Consider the following 23,728-nt stretch of genomic DNA (forward strand, 5'->3'; position numbering starts at 1 on the left):
TCTCGGGCGGTGCGACCGGCCGTCGAAAGTGTAACCTGCTCCGCCGGGTGCTCAGGACGCGTGCGGCTCGGGCGTCGGTCGGGTCCGTGGCGGCTTCGTCGGGTCCGTCGGTGGCTTCGTCGGCGGCGTGGTCGGCTTCGGGTCCGGCTTCGGGTCCGTCGGCGTGGGCTTCGGCGTCGGGCCCGGGCCGGGAGTCGGCTTGGGCGAGGGGCCGGGCGTCGGCAGCGGCTTCGGGTCCGGCGCGGGCGCGGCGTCGTCGGCACGACGTCGATCTCCCCCGGCGTGTACCGGTCAGGCATCGGGCCGGCGCCGAAGAACTCGAAGTGCCACGGCTCGGGCTTGATCCCCCCGGGGCGCGCCCAGGTCGGGTTGTCCCACCCGTAGTCCGGCCCGTGCGTGCGCAGCCACACGTACTCGGCGGACGTACCGGACGGCACGGTGCCGCCGACGTCGATCGCGAGGCCCCAGCCGTGCTGCGACGTGCCGGGCACCGCCGCGAGGTACGGCTTGATCGCCTTCAGCCGCACCTGCGACTCGTACGTGCGGTAGGAGTCGGTGATGGCGAGTCGCTTGCCGAACTCCTTCTGGAACTCGGCGGCGAGCGCCTCGAGCTGCTCGGCCGCGTCGCACCGCAGCGAGTGGCCGGGGGCGAAGGACAGGTCGCACAGGGCGTCGGGCGGGATCCGCCCGTTCTCGTAGTCCTCGGTGGTGCCGGCGTACTTGGCGACGACCTCGCGCAGACGCTCGCGCAGCGCGGTGGCGGTCTGCGGGGTGACGCCGTCCGCGGGGAGGACGCCGACGGACGGGTACGTCGCCGAGGCGCGAGGAGGTCGGCCAGGCGGGTCGCGGTCCCGACCACGTCGTCCAGCGTCACGGACCCGTCGGCGGTCGCGCCGTCGCCGGTCGCGTCGTCGTCGAGCGCGTCGTCGTCGAGCGAGCCGTCGGCGGCCGCGTCGTCGTCCGCCCCGTCGTCGCCGCGCTCCGCGCCGTCCTCCCGGGAACCGCCCGGGGCGAGGCCGTCCTCGTCCGGCGCGTCGTCGTCGGACGAGCCGGACCCGCCGGGCCGCACGCCGTCCGGTGCCGGGACGTTGTCCTCCGGCAGCACGCGCCCGTCGTCGTCCTCCGTCCCGTCGCGGCCGGGCGCAGCGGGCGACGGCGTCGCCGGCGCGGTCGGACCGGTCGACGGGGACGGCGAGGGGGTGACCGACGGCGACGGCGCCGGCGTCGGCGACAGGTGGGCCGAGGTGAGCGCTGCGGTCCCGGCCGTGTCGTGGGCCGCCGGCCGCTCGTCGGTCCGTCCGGCGGCCTGCCGGACGTCCGGCTCCTCGCCGGACCCGCGGCGGCCGTCCCCGGACTCCTCGTCGCCGGCTCCGCCGCCGTCCCCTGCGGAGCGGTCGCCCGACCGCTCGTCGACGCCGATGCCCGGGCCGGCCAGGCCGGTCACGCCGCCCTGCCCCGGGACGACCGGGCCGGGGAGCGTGGGCAGCCGGAGACCGTCCGGCGCGCCACCGAGGTCGTCGAGAGCGTCCTCGTCCGCGGGACCGAGCCCGTCGGCCTCCTCGCGCTCGTCGGCGACCGCCGGGACCGTCACGCGACGCTCCGCGTCCTGCTGCGCGAGGTACGTGGCGAGGAGGACGCCGAGGTCCGAGCGCGCCGCCTCGATCGACGGGCTGACGCGTCGGAGTCGAGCGCGTTCGCCGTGGCCAGCACCTCGATCGCGCCCTGGATCTGCTGCGTCTCGTCGAGGCCCCGGTCGACGTCGCGCGCCACGGTCTCGACGGTGCCCGACACCGCTGTCGAGGCGAAGAACGAGGCACCCTCACGAGGCTGCGCACTGCCCGCGAGGGCGGCGGCGAGCGTGATGCCGAGCGCGGACGAGATCAGCACCTGCGAGACGGTGCGCACACCGCGCGACGGCGCGGGCAGGACGCGGTCGGCCGCGTCGTCCCGGTGCGTCGACGTGCTCACGCTGACTCCCTCGTGCGCTTGCTCTGGCGGACCCCGCCGTCGCGGACGCCCGGCCCGGTCGCGCGCGTCGTCGCGCACCCGGGGCCACGGCGACGACCGTCGCGGTGCCCTCGTCGCCCTACCGTACACCGCGCCTCCCGGGCTCTCACCCGGCTCTCATCCGCCGGGGGCACAATGGCGCCATGAGTTCATCGCCGCGTCGCCCCAGGTCAACTTCGCGCGTCGTCGTCGCCGCGGTCGCCGCGGCAGCGACGCTCACCCTCGGCGCGTGCGCCGACGACGGCTCCGTGTCCGTGCCGGAGTTCACCCTCTCGAGCGACGGGCTCGAGCAGCTGCTCGAGGACGCCCGTGCGCAGGCCGAGTCGATCGGCGAGGACGTCCGCTCGCTCACCGACGACCTCGGCTCCCTGCCCGACGACGCCCAGGCGCGGGCCGAGGAGGCCGTCGCGTCCGCCCAGCAGGCCGCCGACGAGGCGCGGGCGGCGGTCGACGACGCCGCCGCCGCGGGCGAGGACGCGCGTGCCGACGCCGAGCAGCGCCTCGCCGACGCGCAGGACGCGCTCGACCAGGCCTCCCAGGACCTCGAGTCCGTCACGTCCTCGCTGTCGGGCGCCGACGCCGCCGTGCGGTCGGCGCTCGAGGACCTGCGCGCCCAGGTCGACGAGCTGAGCGCGGAGATCGACTCCTCGGGATCCTGACCCCCTCACCGTCCTGACCCCCGCGAGGACCAAGGTCCCCGCGCCCGGCGACCTTCGCCCGGCTCCCGTCCCCGCCCCGCCACGGTTGGCTGAGGACCGAGGAGCCCGGCCAGAAGGACCGGGTCGACGAGAGGGGACGACCATGGTGGGGACGATCGACCGGAACGTGAGCACCCCGCTCCCGACGGTCACGAGCACGGGACCGGGACACCCAGCCTCGCCGCACGGGCGGGACGGCCGACGCAGGCCGTGCTCGGCGTGCTGCGCATCGTGCTGGGCCTGTACTTCCTGTGGGCGTTCCTCGACAAGACGTTCGGCCTCGGCTTCTCGACGCCGGCCGAGCGCGCCTGGGTCGAGGGCGGCAGCCCGACCACCGGCTACCTCTCGGGGGTCGAGGGCCCGTTCGCCGACTTCTTCCACGGCATGGCCGGGGCGGCATGGGCCGACTGGCTCTTCATGGCCGGCCTGCTCGGCATCGGGCTCGCGCTCGTCCTGGGCGTCGGGATGCGGGTCGCGGCGGTCAGCGGAGCGGCGCTGCTGCTGTTCATGTACCTCGCGTCGCTGCCGCTCGAGACGAACCCGGTGCTCGACGACCACCTGACGATGGCCCTGACGATCGTGGCCCTCGCGATGATCGGCGCCGGCGACGTGCTCGGCCTGGGCCGAGCGTGGAAGCGGGTGCCGCTGGTGCGGCGCCACGCCTGGCTCGTCTGAGAGGCCCGGCCGCTGCAGGGACGGGGTGTGCGGGTGGTGGGGAGACCGCCCGCACACCCCGACGTCGTGCTCCCGACGGTGGTCAGCCGAACCGCGACAGCAGCTCCGCCGCGTAGGCGTCGCCCTGCGCGGCGGCGTCGTGCCACAGCGCCATCGCCTCGGCGACGCGCCCGGCCCGCAGCCGCAGCACGCCGAGGCTCGTGCGCGACGCCGGGTCCCCGACGAGGACCGCCTGCTCCAGCAGGTCCTCCGCGTCGAGGCCGCGACCCGCGCGCACGTAGAGGTCCGCGAGCGCCGACGCGACGCGCACCTCCCCCGCGTCCGCCCACGCCTCGAGGAGCCCCGTGGCGGCCTGCGGGTCCAGGTCACCCGACAGCGCATGCTCGACCGCGGCCTCCCAGCTCTCCCCGGCCGCCGCGGCGAGCAGGCGCCCTGCCTCGCCGGTGTCGCCGAGCGCGCGGAGCACGCGGGCGAGGCGGACCGGCGCCCCCTCGACGTCCTGGGCCTGCTCGTACCAGCGTCGCGCGGCGTGCAGGTCGCCGTGCTCGTGCGCGACGTGCCCGGCCATGAACGCGCCCTGCGCGTCGCCGGCGAGGCCCGCGAGCTCGAAGCAGCGGAACGCCTCCGCCGCGTCGCCCGCGTCGTGGTGGGCGAGGCCGAGCCGGTAGAGCGCGCCGGGGACGTCGTGCCCGACGGCGGCCTCGTAGAACGGGACCGCCGCGGCGGGGTTGCCGAGCGCGCACAGGTCGTCGGCGATCGCGACGAGCGCGAGCGGGTCGTCGGGGTGCAGGTGCGCGACGGCGGCCCGCAGGTCGTCGAGCGCGAGCCGTGCGCCGTCCGGGACGGGCGTCGGTGCGGTCGGGGTGGTCGTCATCGGAGCAGCACGTCCTTCCGTCCCCCTGCGTCGACGGGCGGGTCGGGCATCGCGGATGCCACCCGGCTGGCGGCAGGGTAGCGCACACGGGTGTCGTGCAGGTCACACGCACCGCGGGCCACCGTGCGGGGCGGTGCAGGGCCGCACCTGGGCCGCACCTGGGCCGCACCGGAGCCGCGCAGGGGTCTGGAAGACTGCGTCGGGTGAGCGGAACGACCGACCTGCCGGACGCCGTCGGGCAGCGCGTGCTCGACGCGGTGGTTGCGGTGACGAGCGACCTCGACCTCGACCAGGTGCTGCGGCGGATCGTGCAGGCCGCGATGGACCTCACCGGGGCGCGCTACGGCGCGCTGGGCGTGCTCGACGCCTCCGGCCGCGAGCGCCTGACGCAGTTCATCCCGCTCGGGCTGACGGACGACGAGGTCGCGGCGATCGACCACTGGCCGCACGGCGAGGGCCTGCTGGGCGAGCTCATCGACCGCCCCGAGGCCATCCGGGTGCCGGAGATCGCGGACGACGTCCGCTCGGCCGGCTTCCCCGAGGGCCACCCGCCCATGCACACGTTCCTCGGGGTGCCGGTGCGCGTCCGCGACACAGTCTTCGGCAACCTCTACCTCACGGACAAGGCCGGTCGCGTGCCGTTCACCGCGCGGGACGAGGCGGCGGTCGTGGCGCTCGCGGCCGCGGCGGGCGTGGCGGTCGACAACGCGCGCCTGTACGGGCGCGCCAAGCAGGTGGGCGTGCTCGAGGACCGCGACCGGATCGCGCGGGACCTGCACGACGTCGTCATCCAGCGGCTCTTCGCGTCGGCCATGTCGCTCATGAGCGTCCAGCCGCTCGTCACGGACCCGGGGGCTCGCGCGCGCATCGAGGAGACCGTGGCGGACCTCGACGAGACGATCCGCCAGATCCGCTCGACGATCTTCGCGCTGCACACCGCCGCCGACCCGGACGCGCCGTCGATCGAGGACCGGCTGCACGCGCAGGCCGAGGCCGCGACGACGGTCCTCGGGTTCGCCCCCGCGGTCGCGGTCGAGGTCGCGGGCGCGCGGTCGGGGGCGGGTGTGACGGACGGCAGCCCGAGCATGCCCGCGGAGGTCGCGGACCAGCTCGTCGTCGTGCTCGGCGAGGCGCTGACGAACGTCGCGCGGCACGCGGCGGCGAGCGCCGTCGTCGTGCACCTGGGCGTGACGGCCCACGAGGCGCGCCTGGTCGTGACGGACGACGGGGTGGGCATCCGCGCGGGGGGCCGTCGCTCCGGGCTGCGCAACATGGCGGCCCGCGCCTCGGCGCTCGGCGGGGGCTGCACGGCGGTCGCGCTGCCCGACGGCGGGACGAGGCTCGAGTGGTGGGCGCCCCTGCCGTGACGCGTCGACCGGTCAGCGCACGATGCGGCGCCCGGTGACGATGCGCGGCACGACCTTGACCACGCGGTCGCGCTCGCCCGGCACGAACGTCTCGAGCGGCAGGGCGAGCAGCCGTCCGCGCTCGGCGGGGTCCGTCACCTCGTAGGTGCGCCCCACGAGGACGACGGACCAGCCGCTGCGGGCCTCGGCGTCGAAGGAGTCCGCCTCGAACGCGACGACGGCGCGGCTCACCGCGACCGCGAGCTTCGACCCCGCGGCGGTGCGGAAGACGACGTCCGGGCCGTCGAGGGCGAAGTTGACCGGCTGGATCGCGGGCAGCGCGCGGTCGGTGAACACGACGCGCCCCACGGGCACGGTCGCGAGCAGCGCGTAGCTCTCCTCCGGCGCGAGCTCGGTGAGCCCTGCCGAGGTGACCCCGGTCGTCTCCATGACGCCATCGTCGCGCGCGGTGCGCGGCCCGGTCAGTGCCGAAGGTCCTGACGGCACCTGCGCGCCCGCACCGACGTCGCCGGTGCCGGGCGAGCCGTCAGCGTCGAGGCCGTCCACCCGGCCCCCCGCCGGGCGTCGCCGGACCGCCGGCCGGACGCCCGCGGCCCGACTCCTCCTGCCGGAGCTCCGTCGCCAGCACGGCGACCTGCGTACGACGCTGGAGCCCGAGCGTCGCGAGGACGTGGGACACGTAGTTCTTCACCGTCTTCTCGGCGAGGAAGAGGCGCGCCCCGATCTCGCGGTTCGTCAGGCCCTCGCCGATGAGCGCGACGATCTGGCGCTCCTGCGGCGACAGGCCCTCGAGCCGGTCCGGGGCCTCGTCCGCGGCGTGGCGCAGGCGCTCGAGCACGCGCGCCGTGCTCACCGGGTCGAGCAGCGAGCCGCCCGCCGCGACCGTGCGGACCGCGCCGACGAGGTCGGAGCCGTGGATCTGCTTGAGCACGTAGCCCGACGCCCCCGCGACCACGGCCTGGAACAGCGCCTCGTCGTCCGCGAACGACGTGAGCATGAGGCACGCCACCTCGGGGAGCTCGGAGCGCACCTCGCGGCACACCTCGACGCCGGACCCGTCGGGCAGGCGCACGTCGAGGACGGCCACGTCGGGCCGCGTCGCGCGGATGCGCGCGAGCGCGGAGGCCGCGGTGCCGGCCTCGCCGACGACCGTGATGTCACCGGCCGCCTCGAGCAGCGCGGCGACGCCGCGGCGGACCACCTCGTGGTCGTCGAGCAGGAACACACGGATCGGCTCGGGGGTGCCCATGGCACTCAACCTAGTCCGCGACGGCGCGTCCGCCCGGACCGTCGCGCCCGGCTCGCCGCGATCGGGACCTTCGCCCGGGACCTCGGTGACCTCCGGCCCGGGCCGGAGGACCCGTCCGGGCGTGCCGGGAACCCGGACCCGCGGTAGGCAGGGAGGTGCGGCGGGCAGGCGCCGCGGCAGGACGAGGTGGGGACATGCCGGGGACGGACGACGACGTCGGTCGCGCGGTGCTGGTCGGTGTCGACGGCAGCACGACGAGCGCCAAGGCGGTCGAGCGCGCGGTGCGGGAGGCGGCGCTGCGTGGCGCCGCGCTCCACATCGTGTTCGTGGCACCCCGTACGGACGTGCGCGAACAGGGCGCGTGCGTGCTCGACGCCGCGGCGGACCGCGCCGCGCGCGTCGACCGGCACGTGCGGGTGCGCACGACGCTGCGGTCCGGCGCGCCGGTGGCGGTCCTGCTCGAGGCCGCGCGCACGGCCGAGGTCGTGGTCGTCGGCACGCGGCGGCTGGGCACCCGGCGGCCCCGGCCGGACGAGGCGGTCGCGTGCGGCTCCGTCTCGACGCGCGTCGCCGCGGCCGCGGCGGTCCCCGTGGTCGTCGTCCCACCGGTCGAGGACCGCCGGCGCAGGACGAGCGACGTCGTGGTGGGCGTCGACGGCTCCGCGGCGGCCGACGCCGCCCTGGCCTTCGCCCTCGACGAGGCACGGGTCACGGGCGGCCGCGTCGTGGCCGTGTGCGCGGGGGCTCCGGCCTCCGAGGGCGCGGCCACGGTCCGGGCCGCGCTCGACCGGGTGGGCGCCGTCGGCCACGGCGGTGTGGACGTCCACCCGCTCGTCGTCGGCCAGCGGCCGCCGACGGCGCTGCGCGAGCTCGGCGCGGACGCGGCGCTGACCGTCGTCGGGACCCGGGGACGACGCGGCCCCTCGGGCGCGGTGCTCGGGCCGGTGAGCCAGGAGGTGCTGCGCAACGCCCCCGGGCCGGTCGCGGTCGTCCACGCCGGACCGCGGTGACGGCCGACGCTTGCTCGGCACGGGTTGCCGCACTAGATTTTTCGGTATGCCGAACTTTTCCCGTCGAGCGTGGGCCGCGGGCGCCCTCGCGCTCCTCGTGCCGCTCGCCGCCTGCTCGACGAGCACCGACGCCGCGCAGGCCGGCGGCGACGACCAGCCCGTCATCCTGACGACGTTCACCGTGCTCGCCGACATGGCGGAGAACGTCGCGGGCGACCACCTGCGCGTCGAGTCGATCACCAAGGTCGGCGCGGAGATCCACGGCTATGAGCCCACCCCGGGGGACCTGCGCCGGGCGGCGGAGGCCGACCTCGTGCTCGACAACGGGCTCGGGCTCGAGGCGTGGTTCGAGCGGTTCGTCGACGACCTCGACGTGCCGCACGCCGTCGTCAGCGAGGGCGTGGAGACCATCCCCCTCGGCGACGACACCGCCGAGGAGTACCGCGGCACGGCCAACCCGCACGCCTGGATGTCGCCCCTGAACGGGCAGCGGTACGTGGAGAACATGGCCGCGGCGTTCGCGGAGCTCGACCCCGCGCACGCGGACGACTACGCCGCGAACGCCGCGGACTACGCGGCCGAGCTGGGGACGCTCCACGACGAGCTCACCGCCGCGCTCGACACCCTGCCCGACGACCACCGCGCGCTCGTCACGTGCGAGGGCGCCTTCTCCTACCTCGCGCGCGACGCCGGCCTCACCGAGCAGTACCTGTGGGCCGTCAACGCCGAACGGCAGGCCACGCCGCAGCAGGTCGCCCGCACCATCGAGCTCGTCGACGACGCCGACGTCCCCGCCGTCTTCTGCGAGTCGACCGTCTCCGACGAGGCGATGCAGAAGGTCGTCTCCGCCACGGGCGCCGCGTTCGGCGGCACGCTGTACGTCGACTCCCTCTCCGAGGCCGACGGCCCGGTGCCCACCTACCTCGACCTGCTCCGCCACGACGTCGACACGATCGTCGCCGGCCTCACCGGGGCCGCGCCCGAGGACGAGGCTGATGACCGCCCCCGCGATCGACGTCCGCGACCTCACCGTCCACTACGGCGAGGTGCTCGCGCTCGACGGCACCACCCTCGCCCTCGGGCACGGGCACCGTGTGCGGGCTCGTGGGCATGAACGGCTCGGGCAAGTCCACGCTGTTCAAGGCGATCATGGGCATGGTGCGCCCCGACCGGGGCACCGTCCTGCTCGACGGCGCCCCGCCCGCCCGCGCCCGCCGCGCCCAGGCGGTGGGGTACGTGCCGCAGAGCGAGGACGTCGACTGGGCGTTCCCGCTCGCGGTGCGCGACGTCGTCATGACCGGCCGGTACGGGTTCCAGGGCTGGACCCGGCGCCCGCGCGCCGCCGACCGCGAGGCCGTGGCGCACGCCCTCGACCGCGTCGGCCTGTCCGACCTCGCCGACCGGCAGATCGGCGCGCTGTCCGGCGGCCAGCGCAAGCGCGCGTTCGTCGCGCGCGGGCTCGCCCAGGGCGCGACGACCCTCCTGCTCGACGAGCCGTTCGCCGGCGTCGACAAGCGCTCCGAGGCGACGATCACCGCCCTGCTGCGCGAGCTCGCGGCCGACGGCGCGTGCGTCCTCGTCTCCACCCACGACCTGCACGCGCTGCCGGCGCTCGCGGACGAGGCGGTCCTCTTCCTGCGCCGGGTGCTCCTGCGCGCGACCCCCGCGGAGGTCCTGCGCCCGGAGAACCTCGCGCTGGCATTCGGTCTGGAGGCCGCGCCGTGACCGTCCTCGACCCCCTCCTCGAGCCGCTGTCGTTCGAGTTCATGCGCACCGCGCTCGCGGTCACGCTCATGGCGGGCGTGGTGTGCGGGGTGCTCTCGTGCTGGCTCGTGCTGGTCGGCTGGTCGCTCATGGGCGACGCCGTGTCGCACGCGGTCCTGCCGGGCGTCGTCCTCGCGTACGTCGTCGGCGCGCCCTTCGCGCTCGGTGCGCTGCTGTTCGGCCTGCTCGCGGTGACGCTCATCGGGGCGGTGCGCGACACGAGCCGGGTCAAGGAGGACGCGGCGATCGGCGTCGTGTTCACGACCCTGTTCGCACTGGGCCTCGTGCTCATCTCCGTGACGCCGAGCCAGACCGACCTCAACCACATCCTCTTCGGCAACCTGCTCGGCGTCTCCCGGGCCGATCTCGTGCAGGTGCTCGTGCTCGGCGCGGTCGCGCTCGCCGTCGTCGTGCTCAAGCGGCGCGACCTCACGCTGTTCGCCTTCGACCCCGTGCACGCGCACGCGATCGGCCTGTCCCCGCGCCGGCTCGGCGCGCTCCTGCTGGGCCTGCTCGCCCTGACGGTCGTCGTGGCCCTCCAGGCGGTGGGCGTCGTGCTCGTCGTCGCGCTGCTCATCACGCCCGGCGCGACGGCGCACCTGCTCACCGACCGGTTCTCGCGCATGCTGTGGATCGCCCCGCTCGTCGCCGCCGGGAGCGGGGTGGTCGGCCTCTACGCCAGCTACTACCTCGACACCTCGTCGGGCGGCACCGTCGTGGTGACGCTGGGCCTCGCCTTCGCTCTCGCCTACCTCCTCAGCCCGCGGCACGGGCTGGTCGCCACGCGGTTCGCGAGCGCCCGCCGACGGCGCCTCACCCGGGTCTGACCGCACGTGTGCGCGAGATCTCCACGTCTTCACCCGTGATTGTCGGGTTCTTCCCAGGTTCGACGGTCACACTGGTGGACATGTCAGCGTGGACGTGCCAGCAGCAGGCGACCCCCTTCCGGACCAGGCGTCCGCACGGGTGGCGGCGGCGAGCCTCCTCGCCCTCGCATGATGCTCCCGTTCGCGGCGCGGTCCACCGCCTCCGAGGTCGAGGTCGAACAGCTCATCGCCCAGGCGCAGGTCCAGACCCGCACCATCGACGACGACCTCGAGCGCGTGACCCTGCACCTCGCCGCCCTGGCCCCCGCGCTGCGCGGAAGCGTCGTCGACGCCGTGGGCTCCGTGGAGGCGGCGACGTCGGAGGCCCGGGCCGCGCTCGCCCGCGCGGCCGACGCCGACGCCGCCGCGGACGGCACGGCGGCCACCGCCCTCGGCGACGCCCAGGTCGCGCTCGACGCCGCCTCGGCCCAGCTCCGGTACGTCACGGACCTCGCGCACCAGCACGACGCCGACGTCGCCGGCGCCCTCGAGCGGCTCCAGGCGCACATCGACGAGCTGCGGGGCGAGACGAGCCGCGCCGGGTCCTGACGCGGGCGCGAGCGACGGTGGGGAGTTTTCCCCCTGTTCAGGCCGACGTCCGTGCACCACAATGAGGGCCGCACCGCGCGGGACCGCCCGCGCACCGTCCGGACTCGACGCACGCGTCGGCCCCACAGAAAGCAGAGCACCCATGACCCAGCAGTACCCCTCCGCCCCGCAGGCTCCCTCGGCGCACTACGGCGGCGCCCCGGTCGAGGACCCGGGCAAGACGCTCGGCATCGTCGGCCTCGTCCTCGCGTTCGTGTTCTCCATCGCCGGCATCGTCGTCAGCGCGATCGCCCGCAAGCAGAGCCGCGAGGCGGGCTTCGACAACACGATCGCCAAGTGGGGCCTGATCCTCAGCATCGTCTTCACCGTGCTGGGCGTGATCCTCGGCATCATCTACGTCTCGCGATCGGCGCGCTCATCGCGAGCGGCGAGGTCGCGACGTACTGACGACCCCGTCCCCGACCGAGGCCGTCGCCCCTGCCCGTGGCGGCGGCCTTCGTCGTCGCGCGGCGCGGCCCGCACGACCTGGTGGCGGAAGGATCCGGCACCCGGCACGGTTGAGCCCGACGCCGCGCCCGTCCGAGGCGGGCGGGTCCACGCGAGCGCACGAGGACGAGGAGAGACGATGACGGAGCCGACGACCACACCCCCGACGGGTCCGGCCGGCGCGCCGGACCCCGCGAGCCTCGAGCTGGGGCTCGACACGTTCGGCGACGTCACCGCCGGGCCGGACGGCACCCCCGTCGCCGCGGCGCGGACGGTCCGCGACGTCGTCGAGGAGGCCGTGCTCGCCGACCAGGTCGGGGTCGACTTCTTCGGCGTCGGCGAGCACCACCGCGAGGACTTCGCCGTCAGCGCGCCCGAGGTCGTGCTCGCGGGCGTCGCGACGCGCACGTCGCGCATCCGGCTGGGGTCGGCGGTGACCGTGCTCAGCTCGGACGACCCCGTGCGGGTGTTCGAGCGCTTCTCGACCGTCGACGCGCTGTCCGAGGGGCGCGCCGAGGTCATCCTCGGGCGCGGGTCGTTCATCGAGTCGTTCCCGCTGTTCGGCTACGACCTCGCCGACTACGAGGTGCTGTTCGAGGAGAAGCTCGACCTGTTCGTGCGCCTGCTCGACGAGGGCCCCGTGACGTGGTCGGGTACGACGCGCGCCGGGCTGGCCGGCCAGGAGGTGTACCCGAAGACCGAAGGCGGGCGGCTGCGCACGTGGGTGGGGGTCGGCGGGTCGCCGGAGTCGGTCGTGCGCACCGCGCGGCACGGGCTGGGCCTCATGCTCGCGATCATCGGCGGCGAGCCCGAGCGCTTCCGCCCCTACGTCGACCTGTACCACCGGGCCGTCGCCGAGCTCGGCACGCCGACCCTCCCGGTCGGCGTGCACTCCCCCGGCCACGTCGCGGAGACCGACGAGCAGGCGCAGGAGGAGGTCTACGAGCACTTCGCGGCCATGAACAACCGCATCGGCCGCGAGCGCGGCTGGCCGGCGTACCACCGCGGCCGGTTCGCGCACGACATCCGGGACGGGTCGCTGTACGTGGGCTCCCCCGAGACGGTCGCGCGCAAGATCGCGTCGACGGTGCGCACGCTCGGGCTCGGCCGGTTCGACCTCAAGTACTCCAGCGGAACGCTCCCGCACGCGACGATGATGCGCAGCATCGAGCTCTACGGGACGCAGGTGGCGCCGCGCGTGCGCGAGCTGCTCGCCGAGGGCTGACGGGCCCGACCTCGGGACGTGCCACCGCCGAGCACCGGCCGGCCCGCTGCCGAGCACGAGGTTGGTGTCGCCATCGCGCGAAAGGCGACACCAACCTCGTTCTCGAGGGCGAGAAAGGGCGTGCTCAGGCGGTGAAGCCGACGCGCGAGCCGCCCGCGTCACCGACCGGCGGGGCGGCGCCGTCCGGGTCGACGCCCGCGGCGCGCAGCGCCCGCTCCTCGAGGTCGCGCGGCAGCCCGACGCCGGGCCGGTCCTCGCGCCGCGGCGGCGTCTCGCCGTGCTCGTCGAGCTCCTGCAGCCAGGCCCACGTGTCGTGGACCGTCTCGCGCACGTCGCGCGTGCGCAGCCCGAGGCCGAACGCCAGCGACGTGTCGGAGCCGTGCAGGGCGTCGTGCAGCTCGCCCGGCGGGATCCACACCGGGAGCTGCGTCCACGGCGCGATTCCCGCCTCCAGGACCGTCTCCGGACCGACCCAGACGAGCTCGGCGGGCGGGTTCCCCGCCGCCGCGGCGGCGTCGGCGGTGACCGCGACGCACGCGGAGAGGAGCTCGCGCATCGTGGCGTGCCCGGGCGCGGAGACGACGTCGACCGGCCCCGACGCCCCGGTGATCGCGGCGTCGAGCGCGAACGCGGCGAGGTCGCGCGCGTCGACGAGCTGCAGCGGGAGCTCCGCCGGACCCGGCGCCAGCACGGGGCCGCCCTGGGCCACGCGCCGCAGCCACCAGGGGAGGCGCCCGACGTTCTCGCGCGGGCCGAGGATCAGTCCCGCCCGCAGCAGCAGCGCGCGGTCGCCGAGGGCCTCGACCGCGGCGATCTCCGCGCCCCGCTTGGCGCGCGCGTAGTCGTCGTACGCCTCCTCGTCCGGGTCGCCGTCCACGAGCGGCGCCGACTCGTCGGCACCGCGCGGCGGCCACGGCCGGTAGACCGACCGGGAGGAGACGTACACGTACCGGCTGTCCCCGGGGACGCGGCCCGCGAGGAGGCGCGCGGCGTCGCGCACCGCGGCGGGCCCCCACGACCACGTGTCGACGACGACGTCCCACTTCTGCGCGACGTCGTCCGAGCGCAGGGCGTCCAGGCCGTCGGCCCGGGTGCGGTCCCCGACGAGCGAGGTGACGCCGTCGGGCGCGGGCCGGGTGCCGCGGTTGAGCACCGTGACGTCCCACCCGCGGGCGAGCGCGTCGTCCACGACCGCGCGGCCCAGGAAGTCGGAGCCGCCGAGCACCAGGAGTCGAGTCGTCATGCTCCTCAGGGTCGCGCGCTCCGGGCCCGCCCGCAGCCCGTTACGCCTCGGGCAGAGCAGATCCGTCGCCGAGCCCGGGGTTCCGACCCGATCACCGCCACCATCGATGCGCGGACCCGGGTTCGAGCGGGGTCAGGACCGTTCAGTCGGGGTCGGTCGGGTCGAGCGGCAGGTGGTGGTCGAGGTTCACGACGCCGCGGCGCCAGTACCCGGAGACTCGCGAGCTGGTCAGGGCGTGCGCCCACCGTACGGCGCAGGTGCCGGCGGACCGGCACGAGGTCGCCGGCCTCCCCTGCCGCGACGACGAGCTCGTCGTCGGCCGGGCCGCCGAGCGCGCGGACGGCCTCGGCGAGCTGGCCCGGCCCGTCGGTGCGGTAGAGGATCTCGACGTCCGCGTGCCCGAGCTCGTCCTCGACGAACGCCTCGTCGACGTCGTCGCCGATCTCGACGACCGCGGTGACCGGGACGTCGGCGCCGACGGCCTCGACCCAGCGCGCCGCCGCGGGCAGGCCCGTCTCGTCGACGGCGAGCGTCAGCCGGCCGACGCCTCCCGGGCGCCGACGCTGCCGCGCGGCCCGGCGAGCACGAGCTCGTCGCCCTCCTGCGCGCGCGCCGCCCAGGCTGACGCCGGGCCCTCGTCGCCGTGCAGGACCCAGTCGACGTCGACCTCCGCGACGCCGTCGACCGTGCGCGCGGCGCGCACCGTGTAGTCGCGCGAGATGGACACGACGCCCGTGGGCCGCTGCAGGCCACCGTCCGGCGTGATCGTCGCGCGTGCAGGACGCCGGTCGCCGGGTCGGGGAAGAAGACCTTGACGTGGTCCTCGGGACCCGGGACCCGTAGCGCCGCGAGCGACGACGCGGCGGCCGGGTCCGCGCCGTCGACGTCGCGGAACGTGATCCGGCGGAGCGAGCCCGAGGTCTCCCGGACGGCGTGGACGCGCACACGGCGCGGGACGAGGTCGAAGCGGGTGGTCTCACGGCGCAGCATGCGGCGATGCTGCCACGTGCAGACGGCGCCGATCGAGCCCGAGCGTCCACGCCGCGCCCGCGAGCACGACGGCGCCCGTCGCGGCGAAGGCCCACGGGATCCCGAGGCGCTCGGCGACGAGGCCGAGCACGAGCGGCCCGGCGAGGCCGAGGTCGATGCACGCCGACGCGGTGCCCGCCGCCGCGCCGCGCTCGGCGGCCGGCACGCCGGCGAAGATCGCGGCGAAGAACGCGGGTGTGCTCAGCGCGACGCCGACGGCGAGGACCGCCGTCCCGACGACGAGCCCGGCCGGGGAGCGCCAGGCCGCGCACAGCGCGACGCCCACCGCGACGACGACGAGCGCGCCCGCGCCGAGGAGCAGGGGCCGGTGGCGGTCGACGACGCGCGCGAGCGCGAGCCGGCACACGACGACCACGGCCCCGTAGACGGCGACGACGAGGCTCGTGGGCGACACCCCGACGTCGGCCGCGTGCAGCGGCGCGAAGGCGAGGAACCCGCCGATGACGACGACCGACGCGAGGAAGCCGACGGACGGCGGGACCGCGGCGCGGTGCACGAGGGGACCCGGGTCCGCGCCGCGCTCGCCCGGCACGAGCGTCTCGGGCAGGCCGGCGCTCAGCACGGCGGCGAGCGCGCAGCACACCGCCGCCCCGTACCACGCGGTCCTGAGCCCACCGGCGGCGACGAGCGCCTCGCCGAGCGGCGGGCCGAGCGCGAGTCCCAGGTAGAGCCCGAGCGAGTTGTAGCTGAGGGCCTCGCCCCGACGGCTCTCGGGCGCGAGGTCGACCAGCACGGCGAAGGAGGCGACGAAGAACGCGGCCTCCGCGCCGCCGGCCGCGAGGCGGAGCAGCACGATCGGGACGATCTCCGACGTGTGCGCCAGGAGCAGCACGATCGGCACGCCGGCGAGCGCCCCTCCGACGAGCAGGGGCCGCCGGCCGCGGGTGTCGCCGACCCGTCCCGCGAGGGGCCGCAGCAGGAGGGCCGTCACGGCGAACGCGCCGAAGGCCAGGCCCGCCGCCGCCGCGCTGCCGCCCGCGGGTCCGGTCACCTGCAGCGGCAGCACCTGGATGGTGACGCCGGCGGCGACGAACCAGGCGAGGTCGGCGGCGGCGAGGCGCACGAAGGGTCCGGTGAGGAGCCGCTCGCGCGGTGCGGTGGCGGAGGCCGCCGCGGGCCGTGCGGCCGGGGCGTGACGGGTGCTCATGCCGTCGAGCGTGCGCCGGTGCCGCCCGGCGGGCATGGGTAGACCTACGCATCCTCCGGTGCGGCAGGGCGGTCGGGCGCCTCCACGAGACCGTGCCGCAGCGCGAACATCGCCGCGCCGGCCCGCGTCGAGACACCGGTGTGCGCGTAGACGTCCTGGACGTGGTGCTCGGCGGTCCGTCGGGAGATGACGAGCTCGCGCGCGATCTGCGCGTTGGACAGGCCGCGCGCGACGAGGCGGAGCACCTCGACCTGGCGGGGCGTGAGCCCCGAGGGCCGCACGTGAGGCGCGGACCGCGGGCCCGGCCGGTCAGGTCTCGTCCCGGCGAGGACCGCGTCGACCGCGTCGGCGTCGAGACGGCCCGCGACGGACTCGGCGCGCAACCAGGACGCGGCGGGCTCCGGTGCCGCTGGCGCGAGCCCGGGCCGCCCCTCGACCCGCGCCCGGTACGCGTCGGCGGCGGCGAGGACGCGCGAGGCGAGCGACAGGTGCGGCCCGGTGAGGCCTCGGTGGTAGCCGCTGCCGTCGAGCCGCTCGTGGTGCTCGCCGACGAGGCGTGCGACCCCGGCCAGCTCGGGCACCCGACCGACGATCCGCTCGCCGTGGTACGCGTGCAGGCGCGCCTGCTCCCGCCCGGTCGCGCTCGGCGCCGTGGTCCGCGCCCAGACCGCGCTCGGCACGCCGACCTTCCCGAGCTCGTGCAGGTGGCCTGCCAGTGCGAGGTCCGCGACGTCGTCGCCGGCGAGCCCGAGCGTCAGCGCGGCACGCCGGGCCAGGGCGGCGACGGCCTCGGCGTGACCGAGCGTGCCGGGCGCCTTGAGGTCGACGAGACGCCCGAACGTCCGCGCCACGTCGACCGCGGTGTCGTCCGGGACGCGCCGGACGGGATCGGGCTCGGCGTCGAGCACCGCGCGGTACGCGTCGATCTCGTCGAGACCCTCGAACGTCGACGGCGCGCCGGCCAGGAACGCGGCGACGAGCGCCGGGTCGAGCGCCGTGCCCGAGCGGCGGCGCAGCTCGTCCGGCACGGCCGGGAGCCCGGCGTCGAGCGCGGTCGCCACGGCGACCGAGGCGACGTGGACGATCCGCGTGGCGAGGGGGATCTCGTCGCCGTGCACGGGCGGCACGCCCGAGCCGTCCCAGGCCGTGACGACGTGACCGAGCGCCTGCTGAACACCCTCGGGCAGGCCGAGGTCGCGGGACGCCGCACGCGCCACCTCGCACGTCGCGGTCGGCGCCGGCGCGAGGGTCCGGGCCGTCGCGAGGGTCCGCGCGAGCACGCGCGCCCGCGAGCGGCCGGTCGCGGCGGCCAGCCCGGGGACCCACTCGCGCAGCACGTCGCGCGCGCTCGAGAAGTCGGTGCGCAACGCGGACCGTGTCGCGGCGACGTCGTCGCCCCACAGCAGACCGGTCTCGTAGGCGAAGGCGGTGCAGCCGACGTGCTGGAGGAGGCCCGCGTAGAGGACGTCGGCGACCTCGTCCGGCGCGCAGCCCAGCCCCCGGGCGAACCGCGTCGCGACGACGCACCGGGTCAGCGCCTCGTCCAGCACCGCCCCGGTGCCGAGGTCGGTCACGGCCGACAGCCCGCCGAGAAGCCCCAGCAGCCGGAACACCCCTCCACCATGGCACCTCCGTCACGGGTCGGCCCTACCGTGGGTCCATGACGACCGAGGTGCGCTCCGCCGTCGGACGCTTCGCCGACTTCGCGACCGTCGTGGGCCCGAAGAGCCCGGGCGTGCAGGGCTGCTGGTGCATGTCGTACCGCGACAGCCGCGTCGCGAACGAGGACCGCCCGGCGTACATGGCCGGTCTGTGCGAGTCGGACCCCGGCCCGGGCGTGCTGGCCTACGTCGACGGCGAGGTCGCGGGCTGGTGCTCCGTCGCGCCGCGCAGCACGTACCGGCGGCTCATGCGGTCCCGGACCATCCCGTTCGTCGACGAGCTCGAGGCCTGGAGCGCGGTGTGCTTCGTGGTGCGCGCCGGGTACCGCGGCCGGGGCCTCATGCACGACCTGCTCGCGGGCGCCGTCGAGCACGCGGCCGCCCACGGCGCGCCCGCGGTCGAGGGCTACCCCGTGGACAGCCGCGGCGAGCGGGTCGACGTCATCTCCGGCTACGTCGGCACCGTCCCGCTGTTCGAGGAGGCCGGGTTCGTCCGCGCCGCCCCGACGACGGGCGTGAGCGGTGGCGTGGCCCGCGTCGTCATGCGGACGGTCCTGCGCTGAGCCTCCGGTGAGCACCCCGCGGCGGTGATGACCTCGCGTCCGTCGTCCCGGGCCCGACCGCCGCCGGTCGCCGCAGGTTCACCGGCGGGAACGGATCCGTTCACGTCGTTCCGGCACCGTGCGAAGGACATCCCCAAGGAAGGGTTCTCTTCGCATGCCTCTGTCACGACATGCCGTCATCAGACACATCGCGGGGCTCACGGCGACCCTCGTCGCCGGTGGATCGATCGCGGCCGTCCCGGCTGCGGCGGCCGCGGCCACCGACGTCGCCCCGAGCCGGTCGTTGGTGGTCACCGAGATCGCTCCCGACACCGTCGGCCACGACGACTTCGAGTTCTTCGAGGTCACCAACACGACCGGCGATCCCGTCGACGTCGCCGACCACGTCTTCACCTACGTCTACACGAACGCGGGGACGTCGAGCAGCGACAAGGTGCTCACGCTCACCGAGGAGACGGCGACGATCCCCGCGCACGGCAGCGCGGTGCTGTGGTTGCAGTACACCTCGGCCACGGTCGACAGCTTCGCCCGCTCCGACGCGGACTTCCGCGCCGCCGTCGGCGCCGACGCCGACGTCCTGCTGCTCCACGCCACCGGGCAGCCCGGCATGGCCAACAGCGGGACGCGCGGCATCCGCGTCGACGACCCGGCGGGGCGCACCCTGAGCTGGTCGGTCTACGACCGCACCGCCACCGCGCCGGGCGTCTCGACCCACTTCGCCGTCCCCGGCGACGGGTCGACGGCCCTGGTGGAGCACTCCACCGGCCCGTACACGCCCGGTGCCGTCGACGCCGCGCAGCTCGCCCCGGTCGAGCCGGAGCCCGAGCCGACGGCGGAGCCCGAGCCCGAGCCCGAGCCCACCCTCGACGCACCCGTCCTGCAGGTGACCGAGGTGGCACCGGACACGGCGAACGTCGGCGGGGCGGACGCCTACGAGTTCGTCGAGGTCTACAACGCCTCGGACGCGCCGGTGCCGTTCTCGGAGCACACGCTGAACTACCTCTACCTCGACGCGGACCACGGCGTCACCAGCAGCACGCTGTGGCCGGCGACGCCGTCCGACCCGATCATCGAGCCCGGACGGACGCTGGTGCTCTGGGTCAAGAACGGCGCGAACGACGCCCTCGACGCCGCCGACTTCAACGCCCACTTCGGCAGCACCCTGACGGCGGGCGTCGACCTCGTGGAGATCTTCTCCGGCGGCATGGCCAACGGCGGTCTGCGCGGCCTGCAGGTCGAGACCAACACCGGGCACGTGGTCTCGCGCGCCGACTACATGAACAACGACCAGACCCTCCCCGACCAGCCGATCCAGTACCGCTGGGACGAGGGCACGAGCCAGACGCTCGTCGGGCCCGGCGCGCCGACGCCCGGCCAGGTCTCGAGCGACCAGGTGCCCGCCGGGCTCGTCGTCACGCCGCAGGACGACGAGGCGCCCGTGGTCACCGACCTCACGGGCAGCGACGACGCCCCGGAGACGGACGGGCTGGCCCTGCTGGTCGAGGCGACGGACGACCGTCTGGTCAGCACCGTCGAGCTCACGCTGACCTCGGACGTCGGGGCGCCGGTCACCCGGCTGCTGCGCGCCGAGGCCGCCGACCGGTACTCGTACGCCGTGCCCGCCGTCGACCTCTACGGCAAGTCCTGGGTGGAGTACACCGTCCGGGCGTCCGACGGGCAGAACGGGACCACGCTCGGCCCGGTCCGGGTCGAGCTGGACGACAGCGGCGACGCACCCGTGCGGCTCGACGTCGCCGACGGGCAGTACGTCGGTGGCGAGACGCGCGTCGCGGCGACGACCACCGGTGACCCCGCGGACCTGAGCCTCGCGATCGACGGGGCCGAGGTCGACGACCTCACCCCGGCGCTCGAGGGTCCCGCGCTGTTCGCGTTCGAGGCGACGAGCACCGACGCCTTCTTCCGCAACGGCGTCCGGCTGGGCGACGACGTGCTGACGATCTTCGACGAGGCTTCTACTCCCGCGTCGAGACCGTCACGAGCGAGGTGCCGGTCGAGCGCATCGTCGCCGGGGAGGACCTGACCCTGGGCATCTACGCCGGCACCAAGGCGTGGCCCGAGCCGGACCCGGACGAGAACAACGACGACTTCGCGGCCATGAACCTGCGGCTCGCCCTGCCCGACGGTCGCGTGCTGCGCCCCGACGTGTGCGCCGGCGCGGGCGAGGGCCAGGAGGAGACGGTCCGCGAGTGCCCGGACCCCACCACGCGGATCGGCTTCAACGACGCGAACCAGGTCTACTTCACGGCTACGTTCGCCGTGCCGCAGGACGCGTTCGACTCGCTCGCGCACACGTGGGACACCTCCGCGGTGGACGACGGCGAGCACACCGTTTCCGCGACGCGCGGCGACGGCGCGGGGAACGAGACGGTGACGCGCACCGTCGTCGTGGACAACACCGCCCCCGAGCTGACGACGGACCTCGTCGACGGCGAGACCTACCGCGGGACGGTCACGGTCGACGCGCAGGCGTCGGACGCAGGCTCCGGCGTCGACACCGTCACGGCGACGCTCGACGGCGAGCCGGTCGAGCTGCCGCACACGACGTCGTCGCTCGATCTCGCCGCCGGTGAGCACGTCGTCGTCCTCACGGCGACGGACGCCCTGGGCAACACCGCGGAGCGGACCGTCACGTTCACGACCCCGGACGAGGTGCCCGACGTCGAGCTCGGCACGCCGGCGGACGGCGCGTCCGTGGACGCGGGCGACGTCACGCTGTCCGCGACCCCGAGCTCCGCGACGGGCGACGACCTCGACGTGGAGTTCCGCGTCGGGCACTCCTTCGACGCCGCCGACCCGGAGGTCGAGGCGTTCGCGGGGACCACGACCGACGCCGTGTCGACCGTCCGGGACGACCGCGCGGCCCTGAGCGCCGAGGAGGTCGAGCGGATCACCGGCACGGACGGCCTGTCCTCCGAGGTCTCCTCCGACACCGCGCTGCCCTACCAGCTGTTCACGGTGGACGTCCCGGAGGACGCCGTCGCCGACGGCGAGGCGCGGATCGCCTGGTCCGGCTCGGCGAACGCCGACGCCAAGGTGCTGCTGTCGGTGCTCGACGTGGCCGACGGCACGTGGACCGAGGTGGACCGCCACGTCACGACCGACGGCGCGCCGACCGAGTTCGAGCTCGGCGGCACGGTGCCGCTGGACGGGCACGTCCGGGACGGCGAGATCACGGTGCTCGTGCAGCACTCCGAGGGCTTCGCGGGGACTCCGCGCTCGGAGCGGGCGGACGTGGCGACGCCGTACCACCCCGACGCCACGCCCCGGTCGGAGTACGACTTCACGATCGCCTGGGAGTCGGACACGCAGTACTACAACGACAACCAGGGGATGCCGACGGACGGCTCGGGCGACGAGTGGTACTCCCACCAGGAGGCGATCCACGACTTCGTGCTCGAGGCCCGCGACGAGGTGAATCTCCAGTACCTCGTCCACACCGGCGACATCGTCGACGACTGGGACCAGGAGCACCAGTGGCTCAACGCCGACCCGTCGTACCGCAAGCTCGACGACGCGGGGCTCCCGTACGGCGTGCTGGCGGGCAACCACGACGTCGGCGGAGCGCTGGCCGACTACTCGCAGTACTCCACGTACTTCGGGGCCGACCGCTTCTCCGGCAACCCCTGGTGGGGCGGTGACATCCAGGACAACCGCGGCCACTACGACCTCGTCAGCGTCCAGGGCGTCGACCTCCTGCTGCTGTACATGGGCTGGGCGCCCGGCGACGAGCAGATCGCATGGATGAACGAGGTCATCGCGAAGTACCCGGAGCGCAAGGTCTGGATCAACCTGCACGAGTACATGCTCACCACGGGCGGGCTCGGACCGATCCCCCAGCGCATCCTCGACGAGGTCGTCGCGCCGAACCCGAACGTCGTGCTCGTCAGCTCGGGTCACTACCACGACGCCTTCACCCGGACCGACGACTTCGACGACGACGGCGACGGAGTGGCGGACCGCACCGTCTACTCCATGCTGTTCGACTACCAGGGGCTGCCCGAGGGCGGGCTCGGGTACCTGCGCCTGCTGCACTTCGACAACGAGGGCGGCGCGGACGGCACGGGCCGGATCGTCGTGCGCACGTACTCGCCGTCGCTGGACGTCTTCGACTCCGACAACGCCGCGCTCAACGACCCGCCGGGGATGCAGGACTTCGAGATCCCCTACGCCGCGCTCGGGATCGAGCCGACGACGAAGCGCCTCGCGACCGACGGCCTGACGGTCGACGTGCTCACCGGTGAGACCGTCGACACGGTCTCCGGCGTGCCGAGCGGGACGTCCGTGTCAGGCACGTGGGCCGACGTCGAGCCGGGCGAGCACGGGTGGTACGTCGTGGTGACCGGCCCGCACGGCGGGACCGTCACGTCCCCCGTCCGCACGTTCACCGCGGGCGAGCCGGCCGACCCGTCGCTGCTCATGGACGTCACGGCCGAGCCGCGCTGCCTCGCGGGGCGGGTGTACCTCGCGGTCCGCGTGACGAACGCCGACGACGCCGCGCTCGACGTGCGGTTCGACACGGCCTACGGCGCGAAGGACTTCGCCGCCGTCGCGCCGGGCCGGTCGGCGTACACGTCGTTCCCGACCCGGTCCGGCACGGTCGAGGGCGGCGAGGTGACCGTCACCGCGTCCGCCACGGACGGCGCCGGCCCCGAGGAGGCCGTCACGGTGCCGTTCGAGGGCGTCGCCTGCGGCTGACCCTCCGCCGGTCCGCACGAGCGTCGTGACCCGTCCGCCCCTCCGGGCGGGCGGGTCACGCCGTTCTTCGGCCCGGCAGCGCGTGCCAGGGGCCGCGGGTGTCGCCCGGCTCCTGACCGCGGGTCCACCACTGCGCGACGTACGACGCGCCGTCGTGGACGGCGACGTCCCCAGGCTCGAAGATCCGGCTGCGGGTCCAGAGCGCGGTGCCGTCCGGCGCCGTCGCGATCTCCTGCCACGGGCAGTGCGCCGACGCGCCGGGCTCGCGCCCCCGCGAGCGCCATGCGGCCTCGAACACCGCTCCGCCGCAGGAGACACGGTCGCCGAGGACGTAGACGGCGTCGACGTCCCAGACGGCAGGCCCCGGGCACGGGGCGGGTGCGGCCGGGAGCTCGGCCGGTCCGAAGGCGTCGTGGACGACGGCGCGGGCCTCGCCGAGCGGCGGCGCCTCCTCGACCGTGCCGTGCCCGCCGCCGACCTCGGGCAGCGTCGCGGCCCCGTCCAGGTACATCGTCGTCCTGCCCCCTGCCTCGTCGACGACCGCGTCGTGCGCACGGCGGCCGGGGACTCACCCGAGC

The 23,728-nt window shown here is 75.5% G+C and carries 23 protein-coding genes and 1 pseudogene; 12 read left to right on the forward strand and 12 right to left on the reverse strand.

The genetic code is table 11. The features are described from left to right. The 3 genes from BJF88_RS22840 to BJF88_RS20115 all read right to left on the reverse strand — a co-directional run. A partial coding sequence (locus BJF88_RS22840) for a M15 family metallopeptidase (protein ID WP_369824437.1) occupies positions 1-635 on the reverse strand: 635 nt, incomplete at its 3' end. Further along, positions 518-1,591 (reverse strand): hypothetical protein, encoded by a 1,074-nt coding sequence (locus tag BJF88_RS20825; protein WP_255371649.1) that lies wholly within the window; start codon positions 1,589-1,591, stop codon positions 518-520. The genes BJF88_RS22840 and BJF88_RS20825, both read right to left, overlap by 118 nt. Further along, positions 1,588-1,968 carry a hypothetical protein gene (locus tag BJF88_RS20115; RefSeq protein ID WP_075827473.1) on the reverse strand — a complete coding sequence of 127 codons (381 nt, stop codon included), beginning with the start codon at positions 1,966-1,968 and terminating at the stop codon, positions 1,588-1,590. The genes BJF88_RS20825 and BJF88_RS20115 overlap by 4 nt, the downstream gene beginning before the upstream one ends. A gap of 182 nt (positions 1,969-2,150) precedes the next feature. Between BJF88_RS20115 and BJF88_RS01410 the strand changes: the two genes are divergently transcribed. Continuing rightward, a complete protein-coding gene (locus tag BJF88_RS01410; protein WP_139315849.1) occupies positions 2,151-2,666 on the forward strand; it encodes a hypothetical protein in 516 nt (171 codons plus the stop codon). Positions 2,667-2,924: 258 nt separating this feature from the next. Continuing rightward, positions 2,925-3,380, forward strand: a complete 456-nt coding sequence (locus BJF88_RS01415; RefSeq protein ID WP_222843897.1) for a DoxX family membrane protein — start codon at positions 2,925-2,927, stop codon at positions 3,378-3,380. A gap of 82 nt (positions 3,381-3,462) precedes the next feature. On the opposite strand, the gene BJF88_RS01420 is transcribed toward BJF88_RS01415, so the two are convergent. Beyond that, positions 3,463-4,254 carry a tetratricopeptide repeat protein gene (locus BJF88_RS01420; protein ID WP_075827475.1) on the reverse strand — a complete coding sequence of 264 codons (792 nt, stop codon included), beginning with the start codon at positions 4,252-4,254 and terminating at the stop codon, positions 3,463-3,465. Positions 4,255-4,457: 203 nt separating this feature from the next. On the opposite strand from BJF88_RS01420, the gene BJF88_RS01425 reads away from it, so the two are divergent. After that, positions 4,458-5,621: a GAF domain-containing sensor histidine kinase gene (locus BJF88_RS01425; RefSeq protein WP_075827476.1), complete on the forward strand. Its 1,164-nt coding sequence runs from the start codon at positions 4,458-4,460 to the stop codon at positions 5,619-5,621. A gap of 12 nt (positions 5,622-5,633) precedes the next feature. Here BJF88_RS01425 and BJF88_RS01430 read toward each other — a convergent pair whose 3' ends face one another. Together BJF88_RS01430 and BJF88_RS01435 are read right to left on the reverse strand one after the other, a co-directional pair. Next, a complete protein-coding gene (locus BJF88_RS01430; RefSeq protein WP_075827533.1) occupies positions 5,634-6,050 on the reverse strand; it encodes a pyridoxamine 5'-phosphate oxidase family protein in 417 nt (138 codons plus the stop codon). A gap of 97 nt (positions 6,051-6,147) precedes the next feature. Beyond that, a complete protein-coding gene (locus tag BJF88_RS01435) occupies positions 6,148-6,870 on the reverse strand; it encodes a response regulator transcription factor (RefSeq protein WP_075827477.1) in 723 nt (240 codons plus the stop codon). A gap of 194 nt (positions 6,871-7,064) precedes the next feature. Between BJF88_RS01435 and BJF88_RS01440 the strand changes: the two genes are divergently transcribed. The 6 genes from BJF88_RS01440 (at position 7,065) to BJF88_RS01465 (ending at position 12,770) form a co-directional block, all read left to right on the forward strand. Beyond that, entirely contained in the window at positions 7,065-7,880 is an 816-nt protein-coding gene (locus BJF88_RS01440) for a universal stress protein (protein ID WP_075827478.1), read from the forward strand. A gap of 46 nt (positions 7,881-7,926) precedes the next feature. Further along, on the forward strand, positions 7,927-8,994 hold the full coding sequence (locus BJF88_RS01445; RefSeq protein WP_255371650.1) for a metal ABC transporter substrate-binding protein: 1,068 nt from the start codon (positions 7,927-7,929) through the stop codon (positions 8,992-8,994). After that, positions 8,973-9,605 (forward strand): metal ABC transporter ATP-binding protein, encoded by a 633-nt coding sequence (locus BJF88_RS01450; RefSeq protein ID WP_255371651.1) that lies wholly within the window; start codon positions 8,973-8,975, stop codon positions 9,603-9,605. Before BJF88_RS01445 ends, BJF88_RS01450 begins: the two co-directional genes overlap by 22 nt. 41 nt (positions 9,606-9,646) lie before the next feature. Further along, on the forward strand, positions 9,647-10,471 hold the full coding sequence (locus BJF88_RS01455; RefSeq protein WP_075827534.1) for a metal ABC transporter permease: 825 nt from the start codon (positions 9,647-9,649) through the stop codon (positions 10,469-10,471). 168 nt (positions 10,472-10,639) lie between these two features. Next, on the forward strand, positions 10,640-11,059 hold the full coding sequence (locus BJF88_RS01460) for a hypothetical protein (protein WP_075827479.1): 420 nt from the start codon (positions 10,640-10,642) through the stop codon (positions 11,057-11,059). Between the two features lie 625 nt (positions 11,060-11,684). Then, on the forward strand, positions 11,685-12,770 hold the full coding sequence (locus tag BJF88_RS01465) for an LLM class flavin-dependent oxidoreductase (protein WP_075827535.1): 1,086 nt from the start codon (positions 11,685-11,687) through the stop codon (positions 12,768-12,770). 124 nt (positions 12,771-12,894) lie between these two features. On the opposite strand, the gene BJF88_RS01470 is transcribed toward BJF88_RS01465, so the two are convergent. The 5 genes and pseudogenes from BJF88_RS01470 to BJF88_RS20830 all read right to left on the reverse strand — a co-directional run bounded on the left by BJF88_RS01470 (position 12,895) and on the right by BJF88_RS20830 (position 17,823). Further along, positions 12,895-14,013 carry an NAD-dependent epimerase/dehydratase family protein gene (locus tag BJF88_RS01470; RefSeq protein WP_075827480.1) on the reverse strand — a complete coding sequence of 373 codons (1,119 nt, stop codon included), beginning with the start codon at positions 14,011-14,013 and terminating at the stop codon, positions 12,895-12,897. Between the two features lie 5 nt (positions 14,014-14,018). Then, positions 14,019-14,633, reverse strand: a complete 615-nt coding sequence (locus tag BJF88_RS22845; protein ID WP_369824438.1) for a siderophore-interacting protein — start codon at positions 14,631-14,633, stop codon at positions 14,019-14,021. Further along, positions 14,546-14,809: pseudogene (locus tag BJF88_RS20120) on the reverse strand (siderophore-interacting protein); the annotation flags it as partial. The gene BJF88_RS22845 and the pseudogene BJF88_RS20120, both read right to left, overlap by 88 nt. 180 nt (positions 14,810-14,989) lie before the next feature. After that, entirely contained in the window at positions 14,990-16,210 is a 1,221-nt protein-coding gene (locus BJF88_RS01485; protein ID WP_158068860.1) for an MFS transporter, read from the reverse strand. Between the two features lie 44 nt (positions 16,211-16,254). Then, positions 16,255-17,823, reverse strand: coding sequence for an HD domain-containing phosphohydrolase (locus tag BJF88_RS20830; RefSeq protein ID WP_075827483.1), 1,569 nt, complete (start codon positions 17,821-17,823; stop codon positions 16,255-16,257). 47 nt (positions 17,824-17,870) lie between these two features. On the opposite strand from BJF88_RS20830, the gene BJF88_RS01495 reads away from it, so the two are divergent. From BJF88_RS01495 to BJF88_RS20840, 3 genes are all read left to right on the forward strand, one after another. Next, positions 17,871-18,434, forward strand: coding sequence for a GNAT family N-acetyltransferase (locus BJF88_RS01495; protein WP_075827484.1), 564 nt, complete (start codon positions 17,871-17,873; stop codon positions 18,432-18,434). Positions 18,435-18,588: 154 nt separating this feature from the next. Then, positions 18,589-20,475, forward strand: a complete 1,887-nt coding sequence (locus BJF88_RS20835) for a lamin tail domain-containing protein (RefSeq protein WP_075827485.1) — start codon at positions 18,589-18,591, stop codon at positions 20,473-20,475. Further along, positions 20,439-23,150 (forward strand): metallophosphoesterase, encoded by a 2,712-nt coding sequence (locus BJF88_RS20840; RefSeq protein WP_075827486.1) that lies wholly within the window; start codon positions 20,439-20,441, stop codon positions 23,148-23,150. The genes BJF88_RS20835 and BJF88_RS20840 overlap by 37 nt, the downstream gene beginning before the upstream one ends. Positions 23,151-23,205: 55 nt before the next feature. Here the strand turns inward: BJF88_RS20840 and BJF88_RS01510 are convergent, their stop codons facing one another. Continuing rightward, positions 23,206-23,661: a hypothetical protein gene (locus BJF88_RS01510; RefSeq protein WP_075827487.1), complete on the reverse strand. Its 456-nt coding sequence runs from the start codon at positions 23,659-23,661 to the stop codon at positions 23,206-23,208. Positions 23,662-23,728: the final 67 nt, after the last annotated feature.

Source organism: Cellulosimicrobium sp. CUA-896, from assembly GCF_001942335.1.
In the GTDB taxonomy this organism is placed as follows: domain Bacteria; phylum Actinomycetota; class Actinomycetes; order Actinomycetales; family Cellulomonadaceae; genus Cellulosimicrobium.

Bases quoted from the DNA above. Each gene is read 5' to 3' on its own strand.
- BJF88_RS01410 (WP_139315849.1), top strand. From the start codon at position 2,151: ATGAGTTCATCGCCGCGTCGCCCCAGGTCAACTTCGCGCGTCGTCGTC.
- BJF88_RS01420 (WP_075827475.1), bottom strand. From the start codon at position 4,254: ATGACGACCACCCCGACCGCACCGACGCCCGTCCCGGACGGCGCACGG.
- BJF88_RS01430 (WP_075827533.1), bottom strand. From the start codon at position 6,050: ATGGAGACGACCGGGGTCACCTCGGCAGGGCTCACCGAGCTCGCGCCG.
- BJF88_RS01435 (WP_075827477.1), bottom strand. From the start codon at position 6,870: ATGGGCACCCCCGAGCCGATCCGTGTGTTCCTGCTCGACGACCACGAG.
- BJF88_RS01440 (WP_075827478.1), top strand. From the start codon at position 7,065: ATGCCGGGGACGGACGACGACGTCGGTCGCGCGGTGCTGGTCGGTGTC.
- BJF88_RS01445 (WP_255371650.1), top strand. From the start codon at position 7,927: ATGCCGAACTTTTCCCGTCGAGCGTGGGCCGCGGGCGCCCTCGCGCTC.
- BJF88_RS01455 (WP_075827534.1), top strand. From the start codon at position 9,647: ATGCGCACCGCGCTCGCGGTCACGCTCATGGCGGGCGTGGTGTGCGGG.
- BJF88_RS01460 (WP_075827479.1), top strand. From the start codon at position 10,640: ATGATGCTCCCGTTCGCGGCGCGGTCCACCGCCTCCGAGGTCGAGGTC.
- BJF88_RS01465 (WP_075827535.1), top strand. From the start codon at position 11,685: ATGACGGAGCCGACGACCACACCCCCGACGGGTCCGGCCGGCGCGCCG.
- BJF88_RS01470 (WP_075827480.1), bottom strand. From the start codon at position 14,013: ATGACGACTCGACTCCTGGTGCTCGGCGGCTCCGACTTCCTGGGCCGC.
- BJF88_RS01485 (WP_158068860.1), bottom strand. From the start codon at position 16,210: ATGAGCACCCGTCACGCCCCGGCCGCACGGCCCGCGGCGGCCTCCGCC.
- BJF88_RS01495 (WP_075827484.1), top strand. From the start codon at position 17,871: ATGACGACCGAGGTGCGCTCCGCCGTCGGACGCTTCGCCGACTTCGCG.
- BJF88_RS20835 (WP_075827485.1), top strand. From the start codon at position 18,589: ATGCCTCTGTCACGACATGCCGTCATCAGACACATCGCGGGGCTCACG.
- BJF88_RS01510 (WP_075827487.1), bottom strand. From the start codon at position 23,661: ATGTACCTGGACGGGGCCGCGACGCTGCCCGAGGTCGGCGGCGGGCAC.